Source organism: Mycobacterium sp. IDUB_28 (assembly GCF_055419285.1).
The window spans coordinates 54,305-77,072 of record NZ_JBVAXK010000012.1 but is presented as its reverse complement, the minus strand read 5'-3'; the positions used below and the strand labels follow the sequence as shown (position 1 = coordinate 77,072).

The 22,768-nt window shown below is 66.6% G+C and carries 21 protein-coding genes and 1 tRNA gene; 14 read left to right on the top strand and 8 right to left on the bottom strand.

Features of this window, described 5'->3' with window-relative positions; translation table 11 throughout:
• Positions 1 to 89 precede the first annotated feature (89 nt).
• Complete coding sequence (locus tag ACZYZ9_RS22165) at positions 90 to 1,673, top strand: gamma-glutamyltransferase family protein (protein ID WP_463828505.1); 1,584 nt, start codon at positions 90 to 92, stop codon at positions 1,671 to 1,673.
• 174 nt (positions 1,674 to 1,847) lie between these two features.
• Complete coding sequence (locus ACZYZ9_RS22160; protein WP_463828429.1) at positions 1,848 to 3,452, top strand: serine/threonine-protein kinase; 1,605 nt, start codon at positions 1,848 to 1,850, stop codon at positions 3,450 to 3,452.
• A gap of 6 nt (positions 3,453 to 3,458) precedes the next feature.
• On the opposite strand, the gene purD is transcribed toward ACZYZ9_RS22160, so the two are convergent.
• The 5 genes from purD to ACZYZ9_RS22135 form a co-directional block, all read right to left on the bottom strand.
• On the bottom strand, positions 3,459 to 4,727 hold the full coding sequence (gene purD / locus ACZYZ9_RS22155; RefSeq protein WP_463828428.1) for a phosphoribosylamine--glycine ligase: 1,269 nt from the start codon (positions 4,725 to 4,727) through the stop codon (positions 3,459 to 3,461).
• An 87-nt stretch (positions 4,728 to 4,814) separates the two neighbouring features.
• Positions 4,815 to 5,252 (bottom strand): carboxymuconolactone decarboxylase family protein, encoded by a 438-nt coding sequence (locus ACZYZ9_RS22150; RefSeq protein ID WP_463828427.1) that lies wholly within the window; start codon positions 5,250 to 5,252, stop codon positions 4,815 to 4,817.
• Entirely contained in the window at positions 5,252 to 6,118 is an 867-nt protein-coding gene (locus ACZYZ9_RS22145) for an NAD(P)-dependent oxidoreductase (RefSeq protein ID WP_463828426.1), read from the bottom strand. The genes ACZYZ9_RS22150 and ACZYZ9_RS22145 overlap by 1 nt, the downstream gene beginning before the upstream one ends.
• Entirely contained in the window at positions 6,115 to 6,867 is a 753-nt protein-coding gene (locus tag ACZYZ9_RS22140; protein WP_463828425.1) for an SDR family oxidoreductase, read from the bottom strand. The genes ACZYZ9_RS22145 and ACZYZ9_RS22140 overlap by 4 nt, the downstream gene beginning before the upstream one ends.
• A gap of 12 nt (positions 6,868 to 6,879) precedes the next feature.
• Entirely contained in the window at positions 6,880 to 8,349 is a 1,470-nt protein-coding gene (locus tag ACZYZ9_RS22135) for an aldehyde dehydrogenase (protein ID WP_463828424.1), read from the bottom strand.
• Between the two features lie 191 nt (positions 8,350 to 8,540).
• Here ACZYZ9_RS22135 and ACZYZ9_RS22130 point away from each other — a divergent pair, with 191 nt between their 5' ends.
• From ACZYZ9_RS22130 to ACZYZ9_RS22095, 8 genes are all read left to right on the top strand, one after another.
• Entirely contained in the window at positions 8,541 to 9,191 is a 651-nt protein-coding gene (locus ACZYZ9_RS22130; RefSeq protein ID WP_463828423.1) for a TetR/AcrR family transcriptional regulator, read from the top strand.
• The gene (locus ACZYZ9_RS22125) at positions 9,188 to 10,405 is read left to right on the top strand and encodes a cytochrome P450 (RefSeq protein WP_463828422.1); all 1,218 of its coding nucleotides are present in this window, start codon (positions 9,188 to 9,190) and stop codon (positions 10,403 to 10,405) included. Before ACZYZ9_RS22130 ends, ACZYZ9_RS22125 begins: the two co-directional genes overlap by 4 nt.
• The gene (locus tag ACZYZ9_RS22120; protein WP_463828421.1) at positions 10,405 to 11,229 is read left to right on the top strand and encodes an SDR family oxidoreductase; all 825 of its coding nucleotides are present in this window, start codon (positions 10,405 to 10,407) and stop codon (positions 11,227 to 11,229) included. The genes ACZYZ9_RS22125 and ACZYZ9_RS22120 overlap by 1 nt, the downstream gene beginning before the upstream one ends.
• On the top strand, positions 11,226 to 12,581 hold the full coding sequence (locus ACZYZ9_RS22115; protein ID WP_463828420.1) for a cytochrome P450: 1,356 nt from the start codon (positions 11,226 to 11,228) through the stop codon (positions 12,579 to 12,581). The genes ACZYZ9_RS22120 and ACZYZ9_RS22115 overlap by 4 nt, the downstream gene beginning before the upstream one ends.
• Positions 12,582 to 12,586: 5 nt before the next feature.
• The gene (locus tag ACZYZ9_RS22110) at positions 12,587 to 12,796 is read left to right on the top strand and encodes a ferredoxin (RefSeq protein ID WP_463828419.1); all 210 of its coding nucleotides are present in this window, start codon (positions 12,587 to 12,589) and stop codon (positions 12,794 to 12,796) included.
• Positions 12,796 to 13,341, top strand: coding sequence for a Cif family virulence factor (locus tag ACZYZ9_RS22105; protein WP_463828418.1), 546 nt, complete (start codon positions 12,796 to 12,798; stop codon positions 13,339 to 13,341). Before ACZYZ9_RS22110 ends, ACZYZ9_RS22105 begins: the two co-directional genes overlap by 1 nt.
• A gap of 161 nt (positions 13,342 to 13,502) precedes the next feature.
• The gene (locus tag ACZYZ9_RS22100) at positions 13,503 to 14,630 is read left to right on the top strand and encodes an NDMA-dependent alcohol dehydrogenase (protein ID WP_463828417.1); all 1,128 of its coding nucleotides are present in this window, start codon (positions 13,503 to 13,505) and stop codon (positions 14,628 to 14,630) included.
• A 7-nt stretch (positions 14,631 to 14,637) separates the two neighbouring features.
• Positions 14,638 to 15,054 (top strand): ketosteroid isomerase family protein, encoded by a 417-nt coding sequence (locus tag ACZYZ9_RS22095; RefSeq protein ID WP_463828416.1) that lies wholly within the window; start codon positions 14,638 to 14,640, stop codon positions 15,052 to 15,054.
• A gap of 7 nt (positions 15,055 to 15,061) precedes the next feature.
• Here the strand turns inward: ACZYZ9_RS22095 and ACZYZ9_RS22090 are convergent, their stop codons facing one another.
• Positions 15,062 to 16,531 (bottom strand): hypothetical protein, encoded by a 1,470-nt coding sequence (locus ACZYZ9_RS22090; protein ID WP_463828415.1) that lies wholly within the window; start codon positions 16,529 to 16,531, stop codon positions 15,062 to 15,064.
• Positions 16,532 to 16,672: 141 nt separating this feature from the next.
• Here ACZYZ9_RS22090 and ACZYZ9_RS22085 point away from each other — a divergent pair, with 141 nt between their 5' ends.
• A complete protein-coding gene (locus ACZYZ9_RS22085) occupies positions 16,673 to 17,077 on the top strand; it encodes an HIT family protein (RefSeq protein WP_463828414.1) in 405 nt (134 codons plus the stop codon).
• An 89-nt stretch (positions 17,078 to 17,166) separates the two neighbouring features.
• Here ACZYZ9_RS22085 and ACZYZ9_RS22080 read toward each other — a convergent pair whose 3' ends face one another.
• A complete protein-coding gene (locus tag ACZYZ9_RS22080; protein WP_463828413.1) occupies positions 17,167 to 18,615 on the bottom strand; it encodes a sensor histidine kinase in 1,449 nt (482 codons plus the stop codon).
• Positions 18,616 to 18,617: 2 nt separating this feature from the next.
• Positions 18,618 to 19,337 carry a response regulator transcription factor gene (locus tag ACZYZ9_RS22075; RefSeq protein WP_463828412.1) on the bottom strand — a complete coding sequence of 240 codons (720 nt, stop codon included), beginning with the start codon at positions 19,335 to 19,337 and terminating at the stop codon, positions 18,618 to 18,620.
• Positions 19,338 to 19,499: 162 nt separating this feature from the next.
• On the opposite strand from ACZYZ9_RS22075, the gene ACZYZ9_RS22070 reads away from it, so the two are divergent.
• The 3 genes from ACZYZ9_RS22070 to ACZYZ9_RS22060 all read left to right on the top strand — a co-directional run bounded on the left by ACZYZ9_RS22070 (position 19,500) and on the right by ACZYZ9_RS22060 (position 22,703).
• Positions 19,500 to 20,219, top strand: a complete 720-nt coding sequence (locus tag ACZYZ9_RS22070) for a hypothetical protein (protein WP_463828411.1) — start codon at positions 19,500 to 19,502, stop codon at positions 20,217 to 20,219.
• Positions 20,220 to 20,248: 29 nt separating this feature from the next.
• Positions 20,249 to 20,320, top strand: a tRNA-Thr gene (locus ACZYZ9_RS22065).
• A 328-nt stretch (positions 20,321 to 20,648) separates the two neighbouring features.
• A complete protein-coding gene (locus ACZYZ9_RS22060; RefSeq protein ID WP_463828410.1) occupies positions 20,649 to 22,703 on the top strand; it encodes a serine/threonine-protein kinase in 2,055 nt (684 codons plus the stop codon).
• Positions 22,704 to 22,768 lie beyond the last annotated feature (65 nt).

Sequence of the window (22,768 nt, the reverse complement as noted above, 5' to 3'; positions counted from 1 at the left end):
TGACACTCGGCGGTGAATGCCACGCCAGCGTGACGCTCGGCGGCGCTACGCTCGGCGGCGCTACGCTCGGCGGCGCTACGCTCGCGATCGTGAACGCGCCGTTCGGGTGGGATTTCCCGTATGCCTGGCCACGCATGCCGATCCTGGCCGCCAACGCGGTGTGCACGTCGCAACCGCTGGCCGCTCAGGCCGGGCTGCGAATGCTTGCCGACGGCGGCAATGCCGTCGACGCGGCGATCGCCGCCGCCGTCACGCTCACGATCGTCGAACCGGTGTCCAACGGCATCGGATCCGACGCGTTCGCCATCGTGTGGGACGGCAAAGAACTGCACGGACTCAACGCGTCGGGTCGCTCCCCAGCCGCCTGGACACCGGAATACTTTGCCGGACAACCAGTTCCAGCGCTGGGCTGGAACGCGGTGACGGTACCCGGGGCAGTGTCCGCCTGGGCCGAACTGCACGCCAGGTTCGGCAAGCTGCCCTTCGAGCGGCTCTTCGCACCAGCTATCGGATACGGCCGCAACGGTTTTCCGGTCTCGCCAACTGTCGCGGCGCAGTGGGCTGCCCAGGTGCCACTGTTCGCACTGCAACCCGGCTTCGCCGACGCCTTCATGCCCGACGGACGCGCACCACGGCCCGGGGAATTGTTCAGCTTCCCCGATCACGCGGCCACGCTGGAGCATATCGCCGCGACCCACGGCGAGGCTTTCTACCGCGGCGAACTGGCGGAGCAATTGGAGGCGCACTCCAGGGCCCATGGCGGAGCGATGCTGGCCGGCGACCTGGCCGCGCACCAAGCCGACTGGGTCGGCACCATCAGCGGCCACTACCGCGGCTACACCGTCCACGAGATACCCCCTAACGGCCAGGGCATCGTCGCGCTCATCGCACTGGGCATCCTCGAGCACTTCGACATGTCCAGCCTGCCAGTCGATTCCGCGGATAGCGTGCACCTGCAGATCGAAGCGCTCAAACTCGCGTTCGCGGATGCGCTGGCGTACATCGCCGACGTCGACCACATGGGGGTGCGCCCGGACCAACTCCTGGACCGCAACTACCTGCAGGCGCGCGCGGCCTTGATCGATCCGAACCGCGCCCAGCCGGCCGGCGCCGGGACGCCCCGCGGCGGCACGGTGTATCTGACTGCCGCGGACGCATCCGGAATGATGGTCTCGATGATCCAGTCCAACTACATGGGCTTCGGCTCCGGAGTGGTGGTACCGGGCACCGGGATAGCGTTGCAGAACCGCGGGTTCGATTTCGTTGCAATGCAAGGACATCCGAACTGTGTCGGCCCCCGCAAGCGTCCCTACCACACGATCATCCCGGGCTTCGTCACCAAGGACGGCGCACCGGTGCTGAGTTTCGGGGTGATGGGCGGACCGATGCAACCGCAGGGTCACGTGCAGGTGTTGGTCCGTATCGCCGACTATGGACAGAACCCGCAGGCGGCCTGTGACGGCCCCCGGTTCCGTTGGGTGCAGGGACTACAGGTCAGCTGCGAGCGGGGGTTCGCGTCCTCGACGCTCGACGAGCTGCGCCGGCGCGGACACGACCTGCTCGCGGTGGACGACTACAACTCGTTCGGCAGTTGTCAGGCGATCTGGCGGCTGGACGACGGTTATCTCGCGGTCAGCGATCCGCGGCGGGACGGGCAGGCCGCGGCGTTCTGACGGTACCTTTGCCGCATACTGCGGCGGCAGCTGGCCTCTGGTTGAATTCATAGGTGAACAAAAGGTGAACTGGGAGTGGCTCGGTAGTAAATCTAAAATGAAGGCCATACACTACTCGCAGGCCAGCAACGAGGCTGGCCCATGTCTATCGCAGGAGACTGTTCCATGGTTGGGATGGCTGACATGGTCCCCGGCAGCGGATTGGCCGACGGCACCGAGTTTGCTGGCTATACGATTGTCCGGTTCCTGGGCGCCGGTGGAATGGGAGAGGTTTACCTCGCCCAGCATCCTCGGTTGCCGCGACTCGAGGCGCTCAAGATCTTGGGTAGTGCTGTTTCCGCGGACGACGACTACCGACAGCGGTTCATCAGGGAAGCCGACCTGGCGGCCGGCCTGTGGCATCCGAACATCGTGCGCGTCAACGACCGCGGCGAATGCGAGGGCCAACTGTGGCTCGCCATGGATTTCGTCGACGGCACCGACGCCGCGACCCTGGTACGGGACCACTACCCGGTCGGCATGCCGGCAGATCAGGTGTTGCCGATCCTGGAAGCCATCGCCCGCGCCCTCGACTACGCCCATGAACACCACGACGTGATGCACCGTGATGTCAGCCCGGCCAACATCCTGTTGGCCAAACCCGACAGCGGCGATCAGCGAACCCTGTTGAGCGACTTCGGAATTGCCCGTACCGTCGGCGATACCAGCGGCCTGACCGCGACCAACATGACCATCGGCACCTTCCCCTATGCCGCACCCGAGCAGTTGACGGACGAACCCATCGACGGACGCGCCGACCAGTACGCTCTGGCGGCCACCGTCTACCATTTGCTGACCGGGTCGCCGCTGTTCCCGCACACCAATCCCGCCGTGGTGATCAGCCGCCACCTGAGCTCGCCACCTCCGAAACTGGCGGAGACCCACCCGATGCTCAGGGTGTTCGACCCGGTGCTCGCGGTGGCTCTCGCGAAGGACCCGGCCGATCGATTCGCCCGGTGCTCGGAGTTCGCCGAGGCGTTCGCGCGGGCCGCGCGCACCAGAAGGCACCCGGGCACCGCGGCGTCGACCATGCCCCGACCGCTGGCGATCCGGCCGGCCAAGAGCACTGCGGCGTCGTCTGCCGCCGCACCGACCGACCAGTCGCGACGCCGATGGGCGGCGGTGGCGGCGGCATTCGCGGTGATCGGGCTGACCGCCGTGGGTGCCAGCGGCTACCCGGGCACCGCTCCCACCACCGCGGCGAAGGATGCGCCACCGGCCGCACCGGTGCAGGGACTGCCGCAAGCAGCTCCGGCTGCACCACCATCAGCGGCTCCGGTACCGAATGGGGCTGCGCCTGCGGCACTCCCGTCGCCTGCGGCACCGCCGTCGCCCGCCCCCGCCGCAGCGCCGAGCACACCCGCCGCGCCGCCGCGACCGCCGGTTGCGCAGGTACCCGCGGCCGCGCCACGGCCGCCGGCTTCGCCCGCACCTGCGCCTGCGTCCAAAGCACCGGCGCCGGCCCCGCAACCAGTTGCGGCACCCGCCCCGCAGCAACCGCCCCCCGGCCCCGACCAGACCTACCTCGATCTCGTATCGGGGATCCCGGGCGTCACCGTCACCGACCCGTCAGTCGCGGTCGCCAGTGGCCGCAACCTGTGCACGGTGCTGCAGAACGGCGTCAGCCCCGGTGAGGCCGCCAACGCGACAGTGAACAGCAACGAGGGAATCACCCCTTCGCAAGCCGCTGCCGGCGTCAACGCCGCGATCACCGTGTACTGCCCGCAGTACCAGCGCTAGGACGGCTCAGACGTTGATCTTTCCCTCGGCCGCTCGCTGGCCGATGTCGGTCCGAAAATGACTGCCGGGCAACTTGACTGAGCCGAGGATCCGGTACGCGTGGGTACGGGCTTCGGCGAGATCGGCGCCGGTCCCCACCACCGAGAGCACCCGGCCGCCGGAGGAGACGATCGTCCCGTCGGCGCGTCGCGCGGTTCCGGCGTGCAGCACACCGTCGGCTTCCGAGCCGACGACGACGTCACCGACCCGCGGGCGCCCCGGATAGTTCTCGGCGGCCAGCACCACCGTCACGGCCGCACCGTCGCGCCACCGCAACTCGCCGAAATCGGCCAGCTTGCCACTGCCCGCGGCGTACAGCAGCTGTCCGAGCGGGGATTCCAGCAATGCCAGCACCGCCTGGGTCTCCGGATCGCCGAAGCGGCAGTTGAATTCGACGACCGCCGGGCCGTTGGAGGTGATCGCCAGGCCGGCATAGAGCAGCCCGGTGAACGGGCTGCCACGCCGAACCATTTCGGCCGCAACGGGTTCGACGATCTGATGGACGATCTCGCGGTAGATGCCGTCGGGCAGCCAGGCCAGCGGCGAATAAGCGCCCATGCCGCCGGTATTGGGGCCGGTGTCCCCGTCACCGACCCGCTTGAAATCCTGCGCCGGCAACAGCGGCACCACGGTCGCGCCGTCGACCACGCAGAACAACGACACCTCGGGACCGTCCAGGAAGGACTCGAGCAACACCGGGTGCCCGGCCTCCAGCAGACCGGCGGCGTGCGCGCGGGCGGCGGTGCGGTCCGGCGTCACCACCACCCCCTTGCCGGCTGCCAGGGAATCGTCCTTGACCACCCAGGCGGGGTCGCCCGCCGGAGGGCCGAACCGGTCCAGCGCTGCGTCCAAATGTGCCGGGTTGTCGACGATTTCGCTGGCGGCGGTGCGCACTCCGGCCGCTGCCATCACGTCCTTGGCAAACGCTTTGGAGCCCTCGATCAGGGCTGCGCCCTTGCTGGGCCCGAAGCAGGTGATGCCGGCGGCGCGTACAGCATCGGCCACGCCGAGCACCAGCGGCACCTCGGGACCGATGACCACCAGGTCGGCCGCCACCTTGCGGGCCAGCGCGATGACGTCGTCACCGGAGGTGATGTCGACGTCGTGCTGCTCGGCCAGCCGGGCGGTGCCGGCGTTGCCGGGCGCGACGAACAAGCCGGTGACTTGCGGGTCTCTGCTGAGCGCCAGCAGTAGGGCGTGTTCACGGGCACCGGAACCGATCACCAGGATGCGCACGACACGTCACACTAGCCTGCCCGCGAGCAGACGGAGAATCGCACAAAGTGGCCGTGTCCGGTGCGATTGTGTGTCTGCTCGGCGGGGTCAGTCGCGCTCGCCGCCGGAGTGCATCTTCAGCGCTCCCTCGACGTTGGCCTTCTTGTCCTCCCCGGCGCCCTTGGCCGCTGCCTTCTTGCGTCGCCGCACCACCGTGTCGACTGCCCCATTGAGCGCCGAACCCAGCGGAAAGCCCAGGTAGTGGGTGAGAAAGACTGCCATCTCTTTGAGTTCGGTCTCGGTGAGTTCCTCGTTGAGCAGCGCGGCGTTGATCTGGATCTCGGCCAGGTCGCGGCTGCCCACCGCGGTGACCGCCGTGAGCGTCATGATGCGCTTGTCGCGCATCGACAGACCCGGCCTGGTCCAGATCGAGCCGAACAGGTGGTCGACGGTCAGGTCGAAATAGGGGTCGCCCTCGATGTCGGGCATCTCCCAGCCGTAGACCTCGTTCATCTTCTCCAGGCCCTTACGGCGCTGTTCGTCCATCACGACTCTTTCTCTATGTGCGGAACCCCCAAGTTGGCCGCCAGCAACTCGCGCGCCAACCGTGCGATAGGCATGTCGACCGAGAGAGCGTTGCCCAGTTCCAGCACCAAACCCAGGTCCTTCTCGCCCAACCCCACGGTGTGCTGGAACGGCTGGTAGAGGAAATGGTCGGGCGCAAGGTCTTTGGCATCGCTGCGATACATGATGGCGCCGGCGCCGCCGGTGAGGGCGTCGCTGTGCCGCACCACGTTGCCGAGCGCCATCAGGTCGATGCCGGCCTCGTCGGCCAGCCGCTGCGCCTCGCCGACCGCGGCGTAGCCGACGAAGGTCAGCATGTTGCGTGCCAACTTCATGGCCGTACCCGCACCCGGCTTCCCGGCGTGCACCACCACCGAAGCCCACCGGGAGAACGGTTCCTTGACGCGCTGGAACGTCTCGTCCTCAGCACCCACCATGACGGCCAGCTCGCCCTTGGCTGCCGCTGCCGCGCCCCCGCTGACCGGGGCGTCGACGATGTGAATTCCCCGCGGTTCGAGCTCGCGTGCCAGTTCGGCGGCCGTGGTGTGACCGATGGTGGAATGAATCGCGATGATGGTGCCGGGCTTTGCCCGCGAAGCCAATCCGCCGTCGCCGGTGATGACGTCACGGACCTGCTCGTCGTTGAGCACGGTGACGCTGATGATGTCGGCGTCGGCAACTTCGGCGACACTGGTGGCCGCGGTGGCGCCGCCTTCGACGAACGGGACCATCGCCTCGTCGCGTACGTCGAAAACCGTGAGTCCGCCGGGCCATTCGAGATACCGCTGGGCCATCGGCGCACCCTGATTGCCCAGCCCGATGTAGCCGAGTTTCACGTGCTCGCTCATGGCCGGAAGATCTGTCCGCCGTCGACATTGAAGATCTGGCCGGTGATCCAGGAAGCCTGGTCGCTGAGCAGGAACAGACACATGCCGACCAGGTCGTCCGGCGTACCCATGCGCGACAACGGAAGTCCCTTGACGATGTCGTCGACGATCTCCTTGGGCGTGGTGGTGCGGTTCGCCTCGGTGTCGATGGGGCCGGGTGCGATCGCGTTGATCCGGATGTTCTGTCCGCCCAGTTCCCGCGAAAGTTGTTGCGTCAGACCGTTGATACCGACCTTGGCCAGACCGTAGAAGTTCGCATACAGGTACGCCGCGGTGGACGACTGGTTCACGATCGCCCCACCGCCGCGCTTCGCCATCTTCTTGTACACCGCGCGCGTGCACCACAGCGCGCCATCGAGGTTCACGCTCATGAACCTCTTGTAGTACTCGGGGTCGACCGTGAGCAGGAAGTCGAGCTTCATGCCGCCGAAGATCGCCGCATTGTTGACCAGATAGTCGATGCCACCCAACTCGGCCAGTGTGCGGTCGGCCATCGCCTTGGCGGAAGCGGGATCCGACACGTCGACCGGAATGCTGATGGCCGTGCCGCCGTCGGCGGTGATCTGCTTGGCCACCCCCGCGGCGGCCTCGGCGTTGATATCGGCCACCACCACGGCCGCGCCCTCCCGAGCCAGCGCCTCGGCGTATGCCTGCCCGATGCCGCCACCGGACCCGGTGACGATCGCAACCTTGTTCTCGAACTGTCCCACCCGGGTCTCCTGTCAATTCGCGGCTGTTGCAATGAGTTTGGTTTCGAGGTATTCCTCGAATCCGGCCAGGCCCATCTCGCGGCCGTTCCCGGACTGCTTGTACCCGCCGAACGGCGCATCGGCGGAGTACCAGACGCCGCCGTTGACGTTGATGGTGCCGGCCCTGATCCGCGACGCCACGCCCGCGGCTCGGTCCGGGTCGGCTCCATACACGGTGCCGGACAGGCCATATGGGGAATCGTTGGCGATGCGGACGGCGTCGTCGTCCCCGTCGTGCGCGATCACGGTGAGCACCGGCCCGAAGATCTCCTCCCGTGAGACGCGGGCATTGTTGTCCAGGCCGGCGATGACGGTCGGTGCGATGAAGAATCCGACATCCCGTCCCTCCGGACGGCCGCCCCCGCAGGCGAACGTACCCCCTTCGGCGACCGCGGAGTCGAGGTAACCCTGCACCCGGTCCCGCTGGCGCGCCGAAATCAACGGTCCGCAAATCGTTTTCGGGTTCGCCGGGTCGCCGGCCCGGATACCGCTCATGGTGGCGGCGGCGATGGCGACCGCCTCGTCATACCGGGCCCGGGGCACCACCAACCGGGTGGTGATGGCACAACCCTGCCCGGCGTGCATGCACACCGAGAAACCCGCCACCCCGGCGGCTGTGCCCAGGTCGGCATCGTCGAGTACCACGAACGCGGATTTACCACCCAGCTCCAGGAACACCTTCTTGATGGTCGCCGCGCCGTCGCTCATCACACTGCGGCCGGTGGCGGTGGACCCGGTGAACGAAATCATGTCCACCCGTGAGTCTTTGGCGAGCATGGCCCCGACGCTGTGGTCGCTGGAGGTGACGATGTTGACCACGCCGGGCGGAAAATCGGTGTGCTCGGCGATGAGTTCGCCCAGCACGGCCGCGCACCACGGCGTATCGGGTGCGGGCTTGAGGATGACGGTGTTGCCCGCGGCCAGGGCGGGACCCAGCTTGGCGAGGTTGATCTGGTGCGGGAAGTTCCAGGGCGTGATGGCGCCGACGACGCCGACCGCCTCACGAGCGATCGTGCGCCGGGTGGGAATGCCCATCGGGGCGGCCTGGCCGAGATCCTGGTTCCACTCATAGGATTCGGCGGTGTCTGCGGCGAACGCCAGGTCGTTGACCGGTCCCTCGAGTTGCGCCATGGAGGTGAGCATGCGCGGCGCGCCGACCTCGGAAATCGTCAACTCCCGCAGTTCTTCGACGTGCTGCTGCATCGCTTCGCGCAGCTGCCGGATGCAGCGCACGCGCAGTTCGGTGTTGCGCGACCAGTCGGTGTCATCGAACGCCCGGCGCGCGGCTTCGATCGCGCGGCCCATGTCCTGCGCATCGGCATCGGCCGCGACGCCCAACACCTCCTCGGTGGCCGGGTTGACGGTCGGAAAAGTGCCTGCGCCGCCGTCACACGCCTTGCCGTCGATGAATAGTGCGCTTGCGCCGTCGGCCAACAGGGCCATCGATAGTCTCCCGAAACTCAGTTGAATGGACAGCTGTCCGATAACTCTGCCAGGAACCATAACTCCCGACTCCCTACCGGTGCAAGAGCCGATCCCGCAGGTCAGCCGGATAGCCCCGGACAACCGGCGCTGACGTGCCGGTTTATTGTCGGGGCTTGCTTCCGGCCACGCCCATCCACTAGTTTGGACATGTGTCCAGCGATGCACTGGTGTCGGCACCCGGCCCGGCCCAGCAAACGGCCGGGAGAATGCCGCGGAACCGGCGCCAGGAAGAGACGTTCCGCAAGGTGCTGGCCGCCGGGATGGCGACCATGCGGGAGAACTCCTACGCCGACCTGACCGTGCGCATGGTGGCGGCCCGGGCCAAGGTGGCCCCGGCCACGGCCTACACCTACTTCTCGTCGAAGAACCACCTGATCGCCGAGGTCTATCTCGATCTGGTGCGCCAGGTCCCCTACTTCACCGATGTCAACGAACCCATGCGCACCCGCGTCGATAAGGCACTGCGCCATCTAGCGTTGGTGGTCGCCGACGAGCCCGAAGTCGGGGCTGCGTGCACGGCGGCCCTACTCGGCGGAAATGCGGATGGCGCGGTGCGCGCCGCCCGCGACCGAATCGGTGCGGAGATCCACCGGCGGATCGCCTCGGCGATCGGGCCGGGCGCCGAGGCCGACACCGTGGCCGCGCTGCAGATGGCATTCTTCGGCGCTCTGGTGCAGGCCGGCAGCGGGGAGTTCACCTATCACGAGATCGCCGACCGGTTGGGCGGCGTGGTGAACCTGATCCTCACCGGCGCCGAACGATCAACCAGCCCAGGTACTCCCGAAAGCGGTAAGGCATGACTGTTGGTGTCAACGACCCCGAACTGATCCTGGATCCCTACGACTACGACTTCCACGAAGATCCGTACCCCTACTACCGGCGACTGCGTGACGAGGCGCCGCTCTACCACAATGAGGAACTCGGCTTCTGGGCCTTATCGCGGCACAGCGACGTGCATCAGGGATTCCGCAACAGCACCACCCTGTCCAATCGCGACGGCGTGGCACTCGACCCGATTTCCCGCGGCCCACATGCGTCCAAGACGATGTCGTTCCTCGCGATGGACGATCCCGCGCACCTGCGGTTGCGCACGCTGGTCTCGAAAGGCTTCACGCCGCGCCGGATTCGCGAACTCGAACCACGGGTCACCGAGCTGGCCGGGCAGCATCTCGACGTGATGCTGGACAAGGCCGATCGCGGCACCGTCGACTACGTCGCCGAATTCGCCGGCAAACTGCCGATGGACGTGATCTCGGAGCTGATGGGTGTGCCCGAGCCCGACCGCGACCGCATCCGCGCCATGGCCGACGGTGTGATGCACCGCGAGGACGGCGTGAACGACGTTCCGGCATCGGCGATCGAGGCCTCGATCAACCTCATCGTCTACTACCAGGAGATGATCGCCGAGCGTCGCAAGAAGCTCACCGACGACCTCACCTCGGCGCTGCTGCAAGCCGAGATCGACGGCGACCGGCTCACCGACGAGGAAGTCCTCGGTTTCATGTTCCTGATGGTGATCGCCGGCAACGAGACCACCACCAAACTGCTTGCCAACGCCGCGTTCTGGGGTCACCGCAATCCCGACCAGCTGACCCCGGTGTACGCCGACCTGTCCCGGATACCGCTGTGGGTCGAGGAAACCCTGCGCTATGACACCTCCAGCCAGATCCTGGCCCGCGTCGTATCCGGCCCGCTCACCCTCTACGACACGACCATTCCGGAGAACGACGTGCTGCTGCTGCTGCCCGGCTCGGGGCACCGCGACGAGCGGGTCTTCGACAACCCCGACGATTACCTGATCGGACGCGAGATCGGCTCCAAGCTACTGAGTTTCGGCAGTGGCGCGCACTTCTGCCTGGGCGCGCATCTGGCCCGGATGGAAGCCCGCGTTGCGCTCACCGAACTGTTCAAGCGAATCCGCGGATACGAAGTCGACGAAGCCAACTCCGTCCGCGTGCACTCCAGCAATGTCCGCGGCTTCGCGCAGCTGCCGATGTCCGTGGAGGTCGCCTGATGCCCCGCTTCGATCCGCTACCCACCCGTCGACCTGCGATCGTCGCCGGCGCCTCCTCCGGCATCGGAGAAGCTACCGCGATCGAACTTGCGGCGCACGGCTTTCCGGTCGCCCTGGGAGCGCGCAGGGTAGACAAACTGAACGACATCGTCGGCAAGATCAACGCCGCGGGTGGTGAGGCGGTCGGCTTCCACCTGGATGTCACCGACCCGAATTCGGTGAAAACCTTTGTCGCACAGTCGGTCGATGCCCTCGGCGACATCGAGGTACTGGTCGCCGGTGCGGGTGACACGTACTTCGGCAAGCTGGCCGAGATCACTACCGACGAGTTCGAGTCGCAGCTACAGATTCATCTCGTCGGCGCCAACCGGCTGGCCGCCGCGGTGCTGCCCGGCATGCTCGACCGCCAGCGCGGCGACCTGATCTTCGTCGGCTCTGATGTGGCCCTACGGCAACGGCCGCACATGGGCGCCTACGGGGCGGCGAAGGCCGCGTTGGTCGCGATGGTCACCAATTTCCAGATGGAACTCGAGGGCACCGGGGTGCGGGCCTCGATCGTGCACCCCGGCCCGACGAAGACGTCGATGGGCTGGAGCCTGCCCGCCGAGAAGATCGGCCCCGCCCTGGAGGACTGGGCCAAATGGGGTCAGGCCCGGCACGACTACTTCCTGCGGGCAGCCGATCTGGCGCGGGCGATCACCTTCGTCGCCGAGACGCCGCGCGGTGGCTTCGTCGCGAACATGGAGCTCCAGCCCGAGGCCCCGCTGGCCGCCACCACAGAACGCCAGAAGCTCGCGCTCGGCGAAGAAGGGATGCCGAAATGACGACAGCAGTGGTTCCCCGGGTCTCCGGCGGTGAAGAGGAACACGGCCACCTGGAAGAATTCCGCACCGACCCGATCGGGCTGATGAAGCGCATCCGCGAGGAGTGCGGTGACGTCGGCTGGTTCCAACTCGTCGACAAGCACGTCATCTTCCTGTCCGGCGCGGAGGCCAACGAGTTCTTCTTCCGTTCTGCCGACGAGGAATTGGACCAGGCCGAGGCCTACCCGTTCATGACGCCGATCTTCGGCAAGGGGGTGGTGTTCGACGCCAGCCCCGAGCGGCGTAAGGAGATGCTGCACAACTCCGCGCTGCGGGGCGAGCAGATGAAGGGTCACGCCGCCACCATCGAAGGCGAAGTCAAGAAGATGATCGCCGACTGGGGCGACGAAGGTGAAATAGAACTGCTGGACTTCTTCGCGGAGTTGACCATCTACACCTCGACGGCGTGTCTGATCGGCCTGAAGTTCCGCGAGCAGCTCGATCACCGGTTCGCCGAGTACTACCACGATCTGGAACGCGGCACCGACCCGCTGTGCTACGTCGATCCTTACCTGCCGATCGAGAGCTTCCAACGTCGCGACCAGGCCCGCAAAGACCTGGTGGCGCTGGTGCAGGAGATCATGAACCAGCGGTTGGCCAACCCGCCCAAGGACAAGAGCGACCGCGACATGCTCGACGTGCTGGTGTCGATCAAGGACGAGGAGGGCAATCCGCGGTTCTCCGCCGACGAGGTCACCGGGATGTTCATCTCGCTGATGTTCGCCGGGCACCACACCAGCTCCGGCACCTCCGCCTGGACGCTGATCGAGTTGATCCGCCACGCCGACGTCTACGCCGAGGTGCTGGCCGAGCTCGAGGAACTCTACGCCGACGGCCAGGAAGTGAGTTTCCATGCGCTGCGCCAGATTCCGAAGCTGGACAACGTGGTCAAGGAGACCCTGCGCCTGCATCCCCCGTTGATCATTTTGATGCGGGTCGCCAAGGGCGAGTTCGAGGTGCAGGGATTTCCGATCCACGACGGCGATTTCGTCGCCGCGTCCCCGGCGATCTCCAACCGGATCCCGCAGGACTTTCCCGATCCCGACGCCTTCAAGCCGGACCGCTACAACAAACCCGAACAGGCCGACATGGCCAACCGGTGGACCTGGATTCCCTTCGGTGCGGGCCGGCATCGCTGCGTCGGCGCCGCGTTCGCGCAGATGCAGATCAAGGCGATCTTCTCGGTTCTGTTGCGCGAGTACGAGTTCGAGATGGCCCAGCCCGCCGACAGCTACCACAACGACCATTCCAAGATGGTCGTGCAGCTGGCCCGGCCGGCCAGGGTCCGCTACCGCAAGCGCGCCCGGGGCTGACCCCGATGGGCTCATTCAGGATCGACGTCGATCTGGACTTGTGCCAGGGCCACGCCATGTGCGAACTCGAGGCGCCGGACTACTTCCGGGTGCCCAAACGCGGCAAGGTCGAGATCCTGGACAACGAACCCCCGGAAGACGCCCGCGACGAAGTCGAACGCGCGGTCGAAATGTGCCCTACCCAAGCACTATTCATCACAGAGAAGGAAGACTGATGGCCGCACATCCCCGCGAGGTACTGGAAGACTGGGTCGAGCGCTGGCTGGAGGCCAACCGGGTGGCCGAGCGTGCAGGCGACTGGAAACCGTTGGCCGACTTCTACGCCGACGACGCCACCTACGGCTGGAACATCGGACCCAAAGAAGACGTGATGTGCGTCGGCGTCAACGAGATCCGCGACATCGCACTGGGCCTGGAGATGGAGGGCCTGGAGAACTGGCAGTACCCATACCAGAAGGTGCTGATCGACGACAAGCAGGGCGAGATCGTCGGTTTCTGGAAGCAGATCGCGACCGATTCGGACGGCACCACGTCGGAGATCTACGGCATCGGCGGCAGCTGGTTCCGGCTCGACGCCGACGCCAAGATCGAATGGCAGCGCGACTTCTTCGACTTCGGCCACGTGCAGGCGTTGTACCTGGATTTGATGAAGGCCGGCAAATTGTCACCTGGCATGCAGAAGCGGATCGAGCGCAGCCTGGCCGGGGAGAAGCTGCCGGGTTACTACCCGCTGGGCAAGGCGCCCTCCCCGATCTGGTGAAAGCCCTGCCAGGGGTGGCCGCGGGCACCCAACCAAGCATTTGTTTTGTTGCACGCGCTATGCTGACCGTCAGGGGTGCCCGTGTGGCACTCGTCACCCACTAGTGCCGGGCCTGGAGCCAGGCACACTCAATTCAAAGGCGAAATGGGGTCAGGTCCATCGTGAAGACAAAAGGCGCACTGATCTGGGAATTCAACCAGCCGTGGTCCATCGAGGAGATCGAGATCGGCGACCCCGTCAAGGACGAGGTCAAGATCCAGATGGAAGCGGCCGGGATGTGCCACTCCGACCACCACCTGGTGACCGGCGGCATCCCCATGGCGGGCTTCCCGGTGCTCGGCGGGCACGAGGGTGCGGGCATCGTCACCGAGGTCGGCCCCGGCGTCGAGGACCTCGCCCCCGGCGACCACGTGGTGCTGTCGTTCATCCCGTCCTGTGGGCAGTGTCCGACCTGTCAGGCCGGCCTGCGCAACCTGTGTGACCTGGGCGCCGGGCTGCTGGGCGGCGCCGCGGTGTCCGACGGCACCTTCCGGATCCAGGCCCGTGGCCAGAACGTCTTCCCGATGACGCTGCTGGGCACCTTCTCGCCGTACATGGTGGTGCACCGCAGCTCGGTGGTGAAGATCGACCCGTCGGTGCCCTTCGAGGTGGCCGCGCTGGTCGGTTGCGGCGTCACCACCGGCTACGGTTCGGCCGTCCGCACCGCCGACATCCGGCCGGGTCAGGACGCCGCGATCGTCGGCGTCGGCGGGGTCGGCATGGCCGCACTGCAAGGTGCGGTGGCCGCCGGAGCCCGCTACATCTTCGCCATCGACCCGGTGGAGTGGAAGCGCGACCAGGCACTGAAGTTCGGCGCCACCCACGTCTACCCCGACATCAACGCCGCGTTGATGGGCATCGCCGAAGTCACCTACGGCTTGATGGCACACAAGGTGATCGTCACCGTCGGCGAACTGCACGGCGCCGACATCGACAACTACCTCAACATCACCGCCAAGGGCGGCACCTGTGTCGCGACCGCGATCGGCAGCCTGCTGGACACCAACGTGACCCTGAACCTGGCAATGCTGACCCTGATGCAGAAGAACCTGCAGGGCACCATCTTCGGCGGTGGCAACCCGCAGTACGACATCCCGCAGCTGCTGTCGATGTACAAGGCCGGCAAGCTGAACCTGGACGACATGGTCACCACTCAGTACCGCCTGGAGCAGATCAACGACGGTTACCAGGACATGTTGGACGGCAAGAACATTCGCGGTGTCATCCGGTACACCGACGCAGATCGGTGACCGTGCGATGACCCAGACTGCCCAATCCCCGGCCCTGACCGCCTCGCAGTCGTCGTGGCGTTGCGTGCAGGCCCACGATCGGGAGGGCTGGCTGGCGCTGATGGCCGAGGACGTCGTCGTCGAGGACCCGATCGGCAAGTCCGTCACGAACCCCGACGGCACCGGGGTGAAAGGCAAAGCGGGTGTCGCGACGTTCTACGACACCAACATCGCCGCCAACAACCTGACCATCACCTGCGAAGAGACGTTTCCGTCGAGTTCGCCCAACGAGATCGCCCACATCCTGGTGTTGGACAGTAAGTTCGAGGGCGGCCTGACCAGTTCGGTGCGCGGGGTGTTCACCTATCGCGTCAACGCCGAGGGGCTGATCGACAGCATGCGCGGGTACTGGAACCTGGAGATGATGACGTTCGGTCAGGAGTGACGCGGGCTCAGCCGATACGGCCGAGTCCGGTGATGTTGCCCTGCATGATCTTGTTGCCCATCAACACCATTGACGACGTCTGAATCGGGTCGCTGAGAATGGTGGCCGACTTCAGTTGCTGGTAGATGAGATTGCCCGTATTGGGGTCGATGACCGAGTACGCGAACAGGTCAGCCGGTGTGGTCTGGTCGAGGCCGACGCGGGTGATGGTGTAGATCAGGCCGTCCCCGGTAGACAGGTGTGGCAACGCGGCACTGCGGACCTTGCTCTCCCACACCGTGTGACAGCCCGGGCCGGGGCTGTCGATGTCCACCCGGGTCATGCCGCCGACGAACGGCGCCGTCGCCGGAACTGCCGGGCCGGCGTTGGCCGGCACCTGCGGGTAGGGATAGCCGTACGTGCTGGCGATGAACATCGAATTGCCCACGCCGATAGGCGAATTCTCGCTACCCGGACCGCCCAGCGTCAGCACCGTCTGCTGGCAGATCGGGGCACCGCTGCCGGCTTGGTAGACCAGTGCGTGCACCTGGGGTTCGGCGTTGTCGACGATGGTCAGGTACTCGGCGCCGGTGGGCCCGAAATACGTTGGGGTGGAACCTGTTCCCCAGCTCAGCTGACCAGGCTTGCGGGCCGAGCCGCGGTCATAGGCCTGCCGCCACAATTGCTGCGGGGTACCGCCGCCACCGAGGATGATCTCGTAGAGCGCATGGGTGGTGGCCACCGCGACGCGGTTCTGCGGTGATGCCGAAATGCTGTTCGCCACTTGCTCTCCCGCGGGCAACTGCATGCTGGCGACGCCACCGCCCGCTTTCGCCACACCGACCACCCCGTTGGCGGTGGCAAACCAGACATTGCCCTGATAGTCGGGCACCACGCCGACGGAGCTGTCGCCCGGCGCTATCGCGGTGGACAGGTCGGTGGACTCGGTGACCGACAAGTGCCAGCGACCCCGCTCGTCTTTGCTGTGCGCGATACGCAGCAGATGGTTGGTCCCGTCGACCAGCACCATCTGGTTGTTGTTGTCCACGTAGGCATAGACGCCGCCCAACAGGCCGCCTTTGGCGATATCCATGCTGGCCAGTGGGATGATCTGGGGCAGCACGCCGTCAGGGTTGAGCAGATGCAGCACCGGGGACTGGGCGGTGATGGTGGTGCACAACGCCAGCACCAGGCCGTCGGTGCCCTGCGTGATCGTCGGACAGGCCGCCAGCAGCGGGAAGGCGAAGATCGGAACCGGCCGGGCACCGGGCCCGGGCAGCGGTCCCGCATCCGCGGAGCCGGCGTCGTTGTGCATGGACGCGATGCCGTTGGGCGCCATGAAGGGGTTGGGCGGCCCCAGCGGACCAAACGGGTCGGCGGCCCGGGCTGGGGTGATCAGGGGGACCAGGGACACAGCGCAAGCGGTGAGCACTGCCAGCGGAATCGTCAGCAGCGTCTTGGGACTTCGCGCCAAGGTGCCCTCCAGGGATCGGGTCACATCGCAGTGTGGCGATCGCCGGGAACGACACCGCAACGGTGCGTTAACGATTCGGCGTCAGGAGTTAGGCGCATCCCGCGGGCTCGGCGCAGGAACGTCAATGGGTGCAGCCACCCGCGGGCTCGCACCTATGCTTGGGCGATGGCATCGATCTTCACCAAGATCATCAATCGAGAACTCCCCGGCCGCTTCGTCTACGAGGACGACGACGTCGTCGCGTTCCTGACGATCGAGCCGATGACGCAAGGGCACACCCTGGTGGTGCCGCGCGCGGAAATCGACCAGTGGCAGGGCGTGGACAGTGCGGCGTTCGGCCACGTGATGTCGGTGAGCCAGCTGATCGGCAGGGCGGTGACCAAGGCGTTTTCGGCGGAACGCGCCGGGTTGATCATTGCCGGGCTGGAGGTGCCGCACCTGCACGTGCACGTGTTCCCCGCCCGCAACCTGAGCGACTTCGGGTTCGCCAACGTCGACCGCAATCCGTCCGAGGAATCCCTGGACGAGGCGCAGGCCAAGATCAAGGCGGCACTGGAAAAGCTGGGCTGAGTCCGCGCTGACGCTGCGTCCAGGGCGCAGTCGTACGAGATGTCGTCACCCTCAGCGCAGGGCCATTGGACTCTCGGAACCGGCGTGCGCTAACCGACGGGCGCGGGCACGTCGCTCACCCGCGGCAGCAAGACCCGGAAACAGCAGCCCTGGCCAGGGGCGGTGGTCACGGTGACGCTGCCGCCGTGTGCCTTGACCACGGAGTCGACGATCGACAGCCCGAGCCCGCTGCCGCCGGTGGCGCGGGCGCGCGAGGAATCGGTGCGATAGAACCGTTCGAAGACCCGCTCGGCATCCTGGCGGCTCATGCCGGGACCGTTGTCGGCAACCTCCAGGACGGCGTCGTCGCCCTCGGTGCCGACCCGCACGGTGATGTCGGCGCTGCCGGGCGTGTGCTGGATGGCGTTGGCGACGAGGTTGCTCAGCACCTGACGCAACCGAGGTTCGTCACCGACCACTTCGGGGGTGCCCGGGCCGTCGAGCACCGCCATCGCGATGTTGCGCGTGGAGTCCATCGCACGCCCGTCGTGCACGGCATCGCTGGCCAGTGCCAGCAGATCCACCCGGTTGGCCTCCAGCGGACGTTGTACGTCCATCCGGGCCAGCAACAACAGGTCGTCGACCAGCAGGCCCATCCTGCCGGCTTCGCTTTCGATCCGGGACAGCAGCATCGAGACGTCGCTCGCGGCGCCCTGCCGGTACAACTCGGCGAAGCCGCGGATCGTGGTCAACGGGGTCCGCAATTCGTGGCTGGCGTCGGTGATGAACCGCCGCATCCGCTCCTCGGAACCGCGAGCCGTCTCGGCCGAGGCTTCCGAGGCGGCCAGCGCCTGCTGAATCTGAGCCAGCATTCCGTTGAGCGCCAATGAAAGTCGGCCCACCTCGGTGCGGGAGTCACGTTCGGTGACGCGCCGATCCAACTGACCGGCGGCGATCGCCGCGGCGGTCTGCTCGACTTCACCCAACGGGCGCAGACTGCGTTGCACCACCGCGGACCCGGCGATGCCGACCACCACCAGCACCGCGGCCCCGATGCCGGCCTGCAGCAGGACCAGCGAGCGCAGCGTGTGGTCGACGTCGGACAGATCCGCGGCCACCGTGGTCAGGCCACCTTGCGGTCCGCGCACCGAGACCGCCCGCCACTCGATGCCGGAGTCGCTGACCGATGGCAGTGTCGTCGGATTGGGGCCGACGTCGTTGTCGGCCGGCAGCGCCGGTTCGGCATTGCGGTCGTTGATCGCTGTCATGGTCTTGCCCTCGGGGCTCACCGCCCGCACGTAGAACTTCGACGGCGGCCGGGCGGGGTCGGGCCCCTCGCCGATCGGCGCGGTGTGCTTCCACGGTGCCTGTGCCCAGGTCCGCGTCGCATCCATCAGCGTCGCGTCGATCCGGCTGATCAGGCTGTGGCGCAGGATCGAGGTCACCGCCACACCCGACACCAGCAGACCGCAGAGCACGAGCACCAAGGTGGCCGCGACCAGACCGACCCGCAGCGGCACTGCGCGTCGATATCGTCTGGCGGTCTCGGTACCGGCCACGCTCAGCGCGGCTCCCGCAGCACGTAGCCGACCCCCCGCAGGGTGTGCAACAGCCGCTTCTCGCCAGTGTCGATCTTGCGGCGCAGGTAGGACACATAGGACTCGACGACGTTGACGTCACCGCCAAAGTCGTAGCGCCACACGTGATCCAAGATCTTCGGCTTGCTCAGCACGGTGCCTGCATTGATGACGAAATACCGCAGCAAGGTGAATTCGGTGGGAGACAACGACACCGGCTCACCGGCCTTCCACACTTCGTGCGTCTCTTCGTCGAGTTCGATGTCGGCGAAGGACAACCGGGCATTGCGGGGTTCGTCGCGGCCCTTGCCGGCGCGGCGCAAGATGACCCGCAACCGGGCGACCACCTCTTCGAGGCTGAACGGCTTGGTCACGTAGTCGTCGCCGCCCAGGGTCAGCCCGGCGATCTTGTCCTGCAACGAATCTCGGGCGGTGAGGAACAGTGCCGGAGCCTCGATGCCGTCGGCGCGCAATCTGCGCAGCACTCCGAAGCCGTCCATGCCCGGCATCATCACGTCCAGGATCACCGCATCCGGGCGGGCTTCGCGCGCCCGGTCCAGCGCTTGCGCACCGTTGGATGCGGTGTGCACCTCGAAACCCTGGAATTTCAGGCTTACCGAGAGCAGTTCAACGATGTTGGCTTCGTCGTCGACGACAAGGATGCGCGCCTCCGGCGGGGTGGGGCCATTCGTACTTCGCGTCATGACCAACGGCCCCCGAACTGGATCCTGTGCACTTGCTGGTTGATCATTGTAAGATTCCTGTGAGGTCGTTGTACGTACTCTGCTAGCAGTCTGCCAGCAGATGGCGTTTCCGCGTAGCCCCCACACAGCGATATCAGCACGCGTCGCGAATAGACTCGCAGGATGAACCTCGTCAAAGCCGTGTTGGGAATCGCGACCGCCCCCGCCCGCGCCGGGCTGGCTGCCGCGGAGGCGAGCCTGACGCTTGCCGGCGCCGCGGTGGGCGTTGCCAAGCAAGCGCTGGGCGAGACCGGCAGCACCGGTGGGCCCAATGCGATGGCCAACATGCTGGGTATCGACGATGCGCTGGCCCGAGCCAACCGGCTGGCCCGGTTGCTGGACGACGACATGCCGCTGGGCCGCGCCATCGCGCCCAACGGCCCGATGGACCGGATGCTGCGACCCGGCGGCGTCGTCGACCTGCTGACCTCGGAGGGTGGGCTGATCGACCGCCTGACCGCCGAGGGCGGCGGACTGCACCGCGCGCTGCAACCCGGCGGGCTGGCCGACCAGCTGATGGGCGCGGACGGAATGATCGAGCGGGTGCTGGCCGAAGACGGACTGGCCGACAAGCTGCTCGCCGAGGGCGGCCTCATCGACACGCTGACCGCCAAGAACGGTCCGCTGGAGCAACTGGCCGATGTGGCCGACACCCTGGCCCGGCTCGCGCCCGGGATGGAAGCGCTGGAACCGGCCATCGCGACGCTGCAGGAGGCTGTCATCTCGCTGACGATGGTGGTCAACCCATTGAGCACCATCGCCGACCGCATCCCGCTGCCGGGTCGGCGTCCGCGCTCGTCAGCGCGGTCGGTGCGCACCACACGAATCGTCGACCCCGACTAGTCACCGGTTAGGCTTGACCGGCTTCACCGGCCTCCTTAGCTCAGTGGTAGAGCACTCGCCTTGTAAGCGAGCGGTCGTCAGTTCAATCCTGACAGGGGGCTCTGCCGTCTCCGCTCGCGCGAGCGGGGCCACTGCGGCGAATCCGGACGTACACCATGTGCACATGTGTGGCATACATATTCACCGCTAGCGCAGAAGATTTCCTGGACCCGATCCCACTGGGTAACATCGCCCGAGCCTGGATAACCCTTCGGTGGCAGCACCGCGTAGCCGCCGGTGGATCACATTTCGGCGGGTTTGGCAATCGGATTAGCGTATGCAAAATCTATGATTTTTGTTTGAGTTCGCTATCGCCCCGCTGTCCAGGGCTTGACATTGCCGTTAGATCAGTGGGTCAACGGTTTTGGCGACACCTGCATAGGGGGGTTTGTGGACCAGGATGGGACGCCGTTCGGCCGCTATCGGTTGATCGAGCTCATTGGCCGGGGTGGGATGGGTGAGGTCTGGCGGGCCTACGACACGGAGACCTCGCGCGTGGTCGCCGTCAAAGTCCTGTCCGACAACCTGGCCGCCGATCCGACCTTCGTGCAGCGGTTCCGCCGGGAGGCGTTGGCCGCCGCCGGGCTCAACGACCCGCACGTCATACCGATTCACCACTTCGGCGAGATCGACGGTCGCCTCTACGTCGACATGCGCCTGATCAAGGGCCGCGACCTGCAGAGCATCATCGCCGACGGGGTGATGGACCCGGCGCGGGCGGTGCTGATCGTCGAGCAGATCGCCTCGGCGCTGTACGACGCACACCAGATCGGGCTGGTGCATCGCGACGTCAAGCCGTCCAACATCCTGGTCACCCCGAACGATTTCGCGTATCTGATCGACTTCGGCATCGCCAGCGCGGCCGGGGAATCGCGGATGACCAACACCGGCAGCGTGATCGGCACCTGGGCCTACATGGCGCCGGAACGGCTGAGCCAAGGACAGACCGACCCGCGCAGCGACACTTACGCCCTGGCATGCGTGCTGCATGAATGCCTCACCGGCAGCCAGCCGTATCCCGGCTCGAGCATCGAGCAGCAGATCGGCGGCCACCTGGGCCTGCCGGCACCGCGACCGTCTGCGCTGCGACAAGGTCTACCGCTGCAGCTCGACGGCGTCATCGCGATCGGGATGGCCAAGAATCCCGACCAGCGGTATTCGAGTCCGATCGAGATGGCCGCAGCGGCCAAGGCGGCGATCACCCAGCCCACGGTGCTGCCCCCCGCCCCGCGCAACACCGACCCCGGTCAGTCGGAAACGCAGCGCCTGCCGATACCGCAGGGACCCCCGAACCAGCCACGCAACTACCACCAGCCGGCTCAGAACCGGGCCGTCTCGAACACCGACGCAACCCAGTACCGTCAATACCCGACCGGGGGCACCGATGCGCCCGGCGGGCAGTACGGGCACGGTGGCCCGACGGGTCCTTCGAGCCCATCCGTGCCGCCCTCCGGCCCGGCTGCCTCCGGTGGCGGGCAGAGCGCGAAGGCCGATCCCAAACGCCGTCGCATGATGCTGATCGGCAGCATTGCAGCGGCTGTCCTGGTCATCGGGCTGGTCGCAGCCTTCGCGCTGAGTGGCTCCGGGGACAAGGGCGGCAGCGGAACCACGACCGCGGCGAGCGGACCGAACAGCGGCCCGCTGACCGGCACCTACACCCTGGCCTTCGGTCAGAGCATCGGCCTGGACGGCAAACCTGAGGCCGGCCAGGACCCGCCGGGCAATGAGACGTGGAAACTGCGGTCGGTCTGCGGCGCCAAGGGGTGCGTGGCCACCGGGTCACGAAGCTCCGGCAGTTTCAAGCACCCGACGAGCCTGGTGTTCGACGACATCAAAGGACGCTGGATCGCCGTTGCACTGGACACCGAACGGTGCGGTAACGAAGACATCGAAGAGTGGCACTGGGTCTATCTGCTACCCCGCCCGGACGGCAGCATGGCCGGTGAGTGGATCGACGACTCGGTGAAGTGCTACAGCAAGAGAAGTGTGACGTTCACCAGAACCGGCGATGCCGACGTCTCCGGCCTGCCCGACCCGTCCGCCCTGCCGGCCCGGGTGAATTCTCCGGCCCTGGGGTTGCGCGGGTTCTACCGCTCGAAATTCACCACCGCGGCCGGCCAGGCCAGGCCCGCAGACCAGGACTTCAGCGTGGACACCTTCTGCATGCGCGCCGGGGACCGCTGTCTGAGCCGGTTCGTGCTGACGGATTTGTCCGACCATCAGCTGTTCATCTTCGCCAACAACGCGTGGACGGAAAATTCCGAGGAAGACGTTCCCTGTCCGGCCGGTGGGACCAGCCACGTCCGGGTGACGGGGGTGTTCCCGCTGCCGAAGGGGGCCGGCGATCCGATCCCCACGCTGTCCGGGCACGGGATGGAAGACGCGTCGGGCAGTGCCTGCAAGGGCGGTCCCTACGATCAGGTCTTCACCCGCATCCGGGATTGACCCCGACCCGGCATCAGGCGTCAATCCCCAGATCGGGTTGCGTTTAGAAGTTCCCAAGAAACCTG

What these genes read in the sequence shown, in the direction of transcription:
- ACZYZ9_RS22160 (WP_463828429.1), top strand. Translation starts at nt 1,848, where the DNA reads ATGGCTGACATGGTCCCCGGCAGCGGATTGGCCGACGGCACCGAGTTT.
- ACZYZ9_RS22150 (WP_463828427.1), bottom strand. Translation starts at nt 5,252, where the DNA reads ATGGACGAACAGCGCCGTAAGGGCCTGGAGAAGATGAACGAGGTCTAC.
- ACZYZ9_RS22145 (WP_463828426.1), bottom strand. Translation starts at nt 6,118, where the DNA reads ATGAGCGAGCACGTGAAACTCGGCTACATCGGGCTGGGCAATCAGGGT.
- ACZYZ9_RS22135 (WP_463828424.1), bottom strand. Translation starts at nt 8,349, where the DNA reads ATGGCCCTGTTGGCCGACGGCGCAAGCGCACTATTCATCGACGGCAAG.
- ACZYZ9_RS22125 (WP_463828422.1), top strand. Translation starts at nt 9,188, where the DNA reads ATGACTGTTGGTGTCAACGACCCCGAACTGATCCTGGATCCCTACGAC.
- ACZYZ9_RS22120 (WP_463828421.1), top strand. Translation starts at nt 10,405, where the DNA reads ATGCCCCGCTTCGATCCGCTACCCACCCGTCGACCTGCGATCGTCGCC.
- ACZYZ9_RS22115 (WP_463828420.1), top strand. Translation starts at nt 11,226, where the DNA reads ATGACGACAGCAGTGGTTCCCCGGGTCTCCGGCGGTGAAGAGGAACAC.
- ACZYZ9_RS22110 (WP_463828419.1), top strand. Translation starts at nt 12,587, where the DNA reads ATGGGCTCATTCAGGATCGACGTCGATCTGGACTTGTGCCAGGGCCAC.
- ACZYZ9_RS22105 (WP_463828418.1), top strand. Translation starts at nt 12,796, where the DNA reads ATGGCCGCACATCCCCGCGAGGTACTGGAAGACTGGGTCGAGCGCTGG.
- ACZYZ9_RS22095 (WP_463828416.1), top strand. Translation starts at nt 14,638, where the DNA reads ATGACCCAGACTGCCCAATCCCCGGCCCTGACCGCCTCGCAGTCGTCG.
- ACZYZ9_RS22085 (WP_463828414.1), top strand. Translation starts at nt 16,673, where the DNA reads ATGGCATCGATCTTCACCAAGATCATCAATCGAGAACTCCCCGGCCGC.
- ACZYZ9_RS22075 (WP_463828412.1), bottom strand. Translation starts at nt 19,337, where the DNA reads ATGACGCGAAGTACGAATGGCCCCACCCCGCCGGAGGCGCGCATCCTT.
- ACZYZ9_RS22070 (WP_463828411.1), top strand. Translation starts at nt 19,500, where the DNA reads ATGAACCTCGTCAAAGCCGTGTTGGGAATCGCGACCGCCCCCGCCCGC.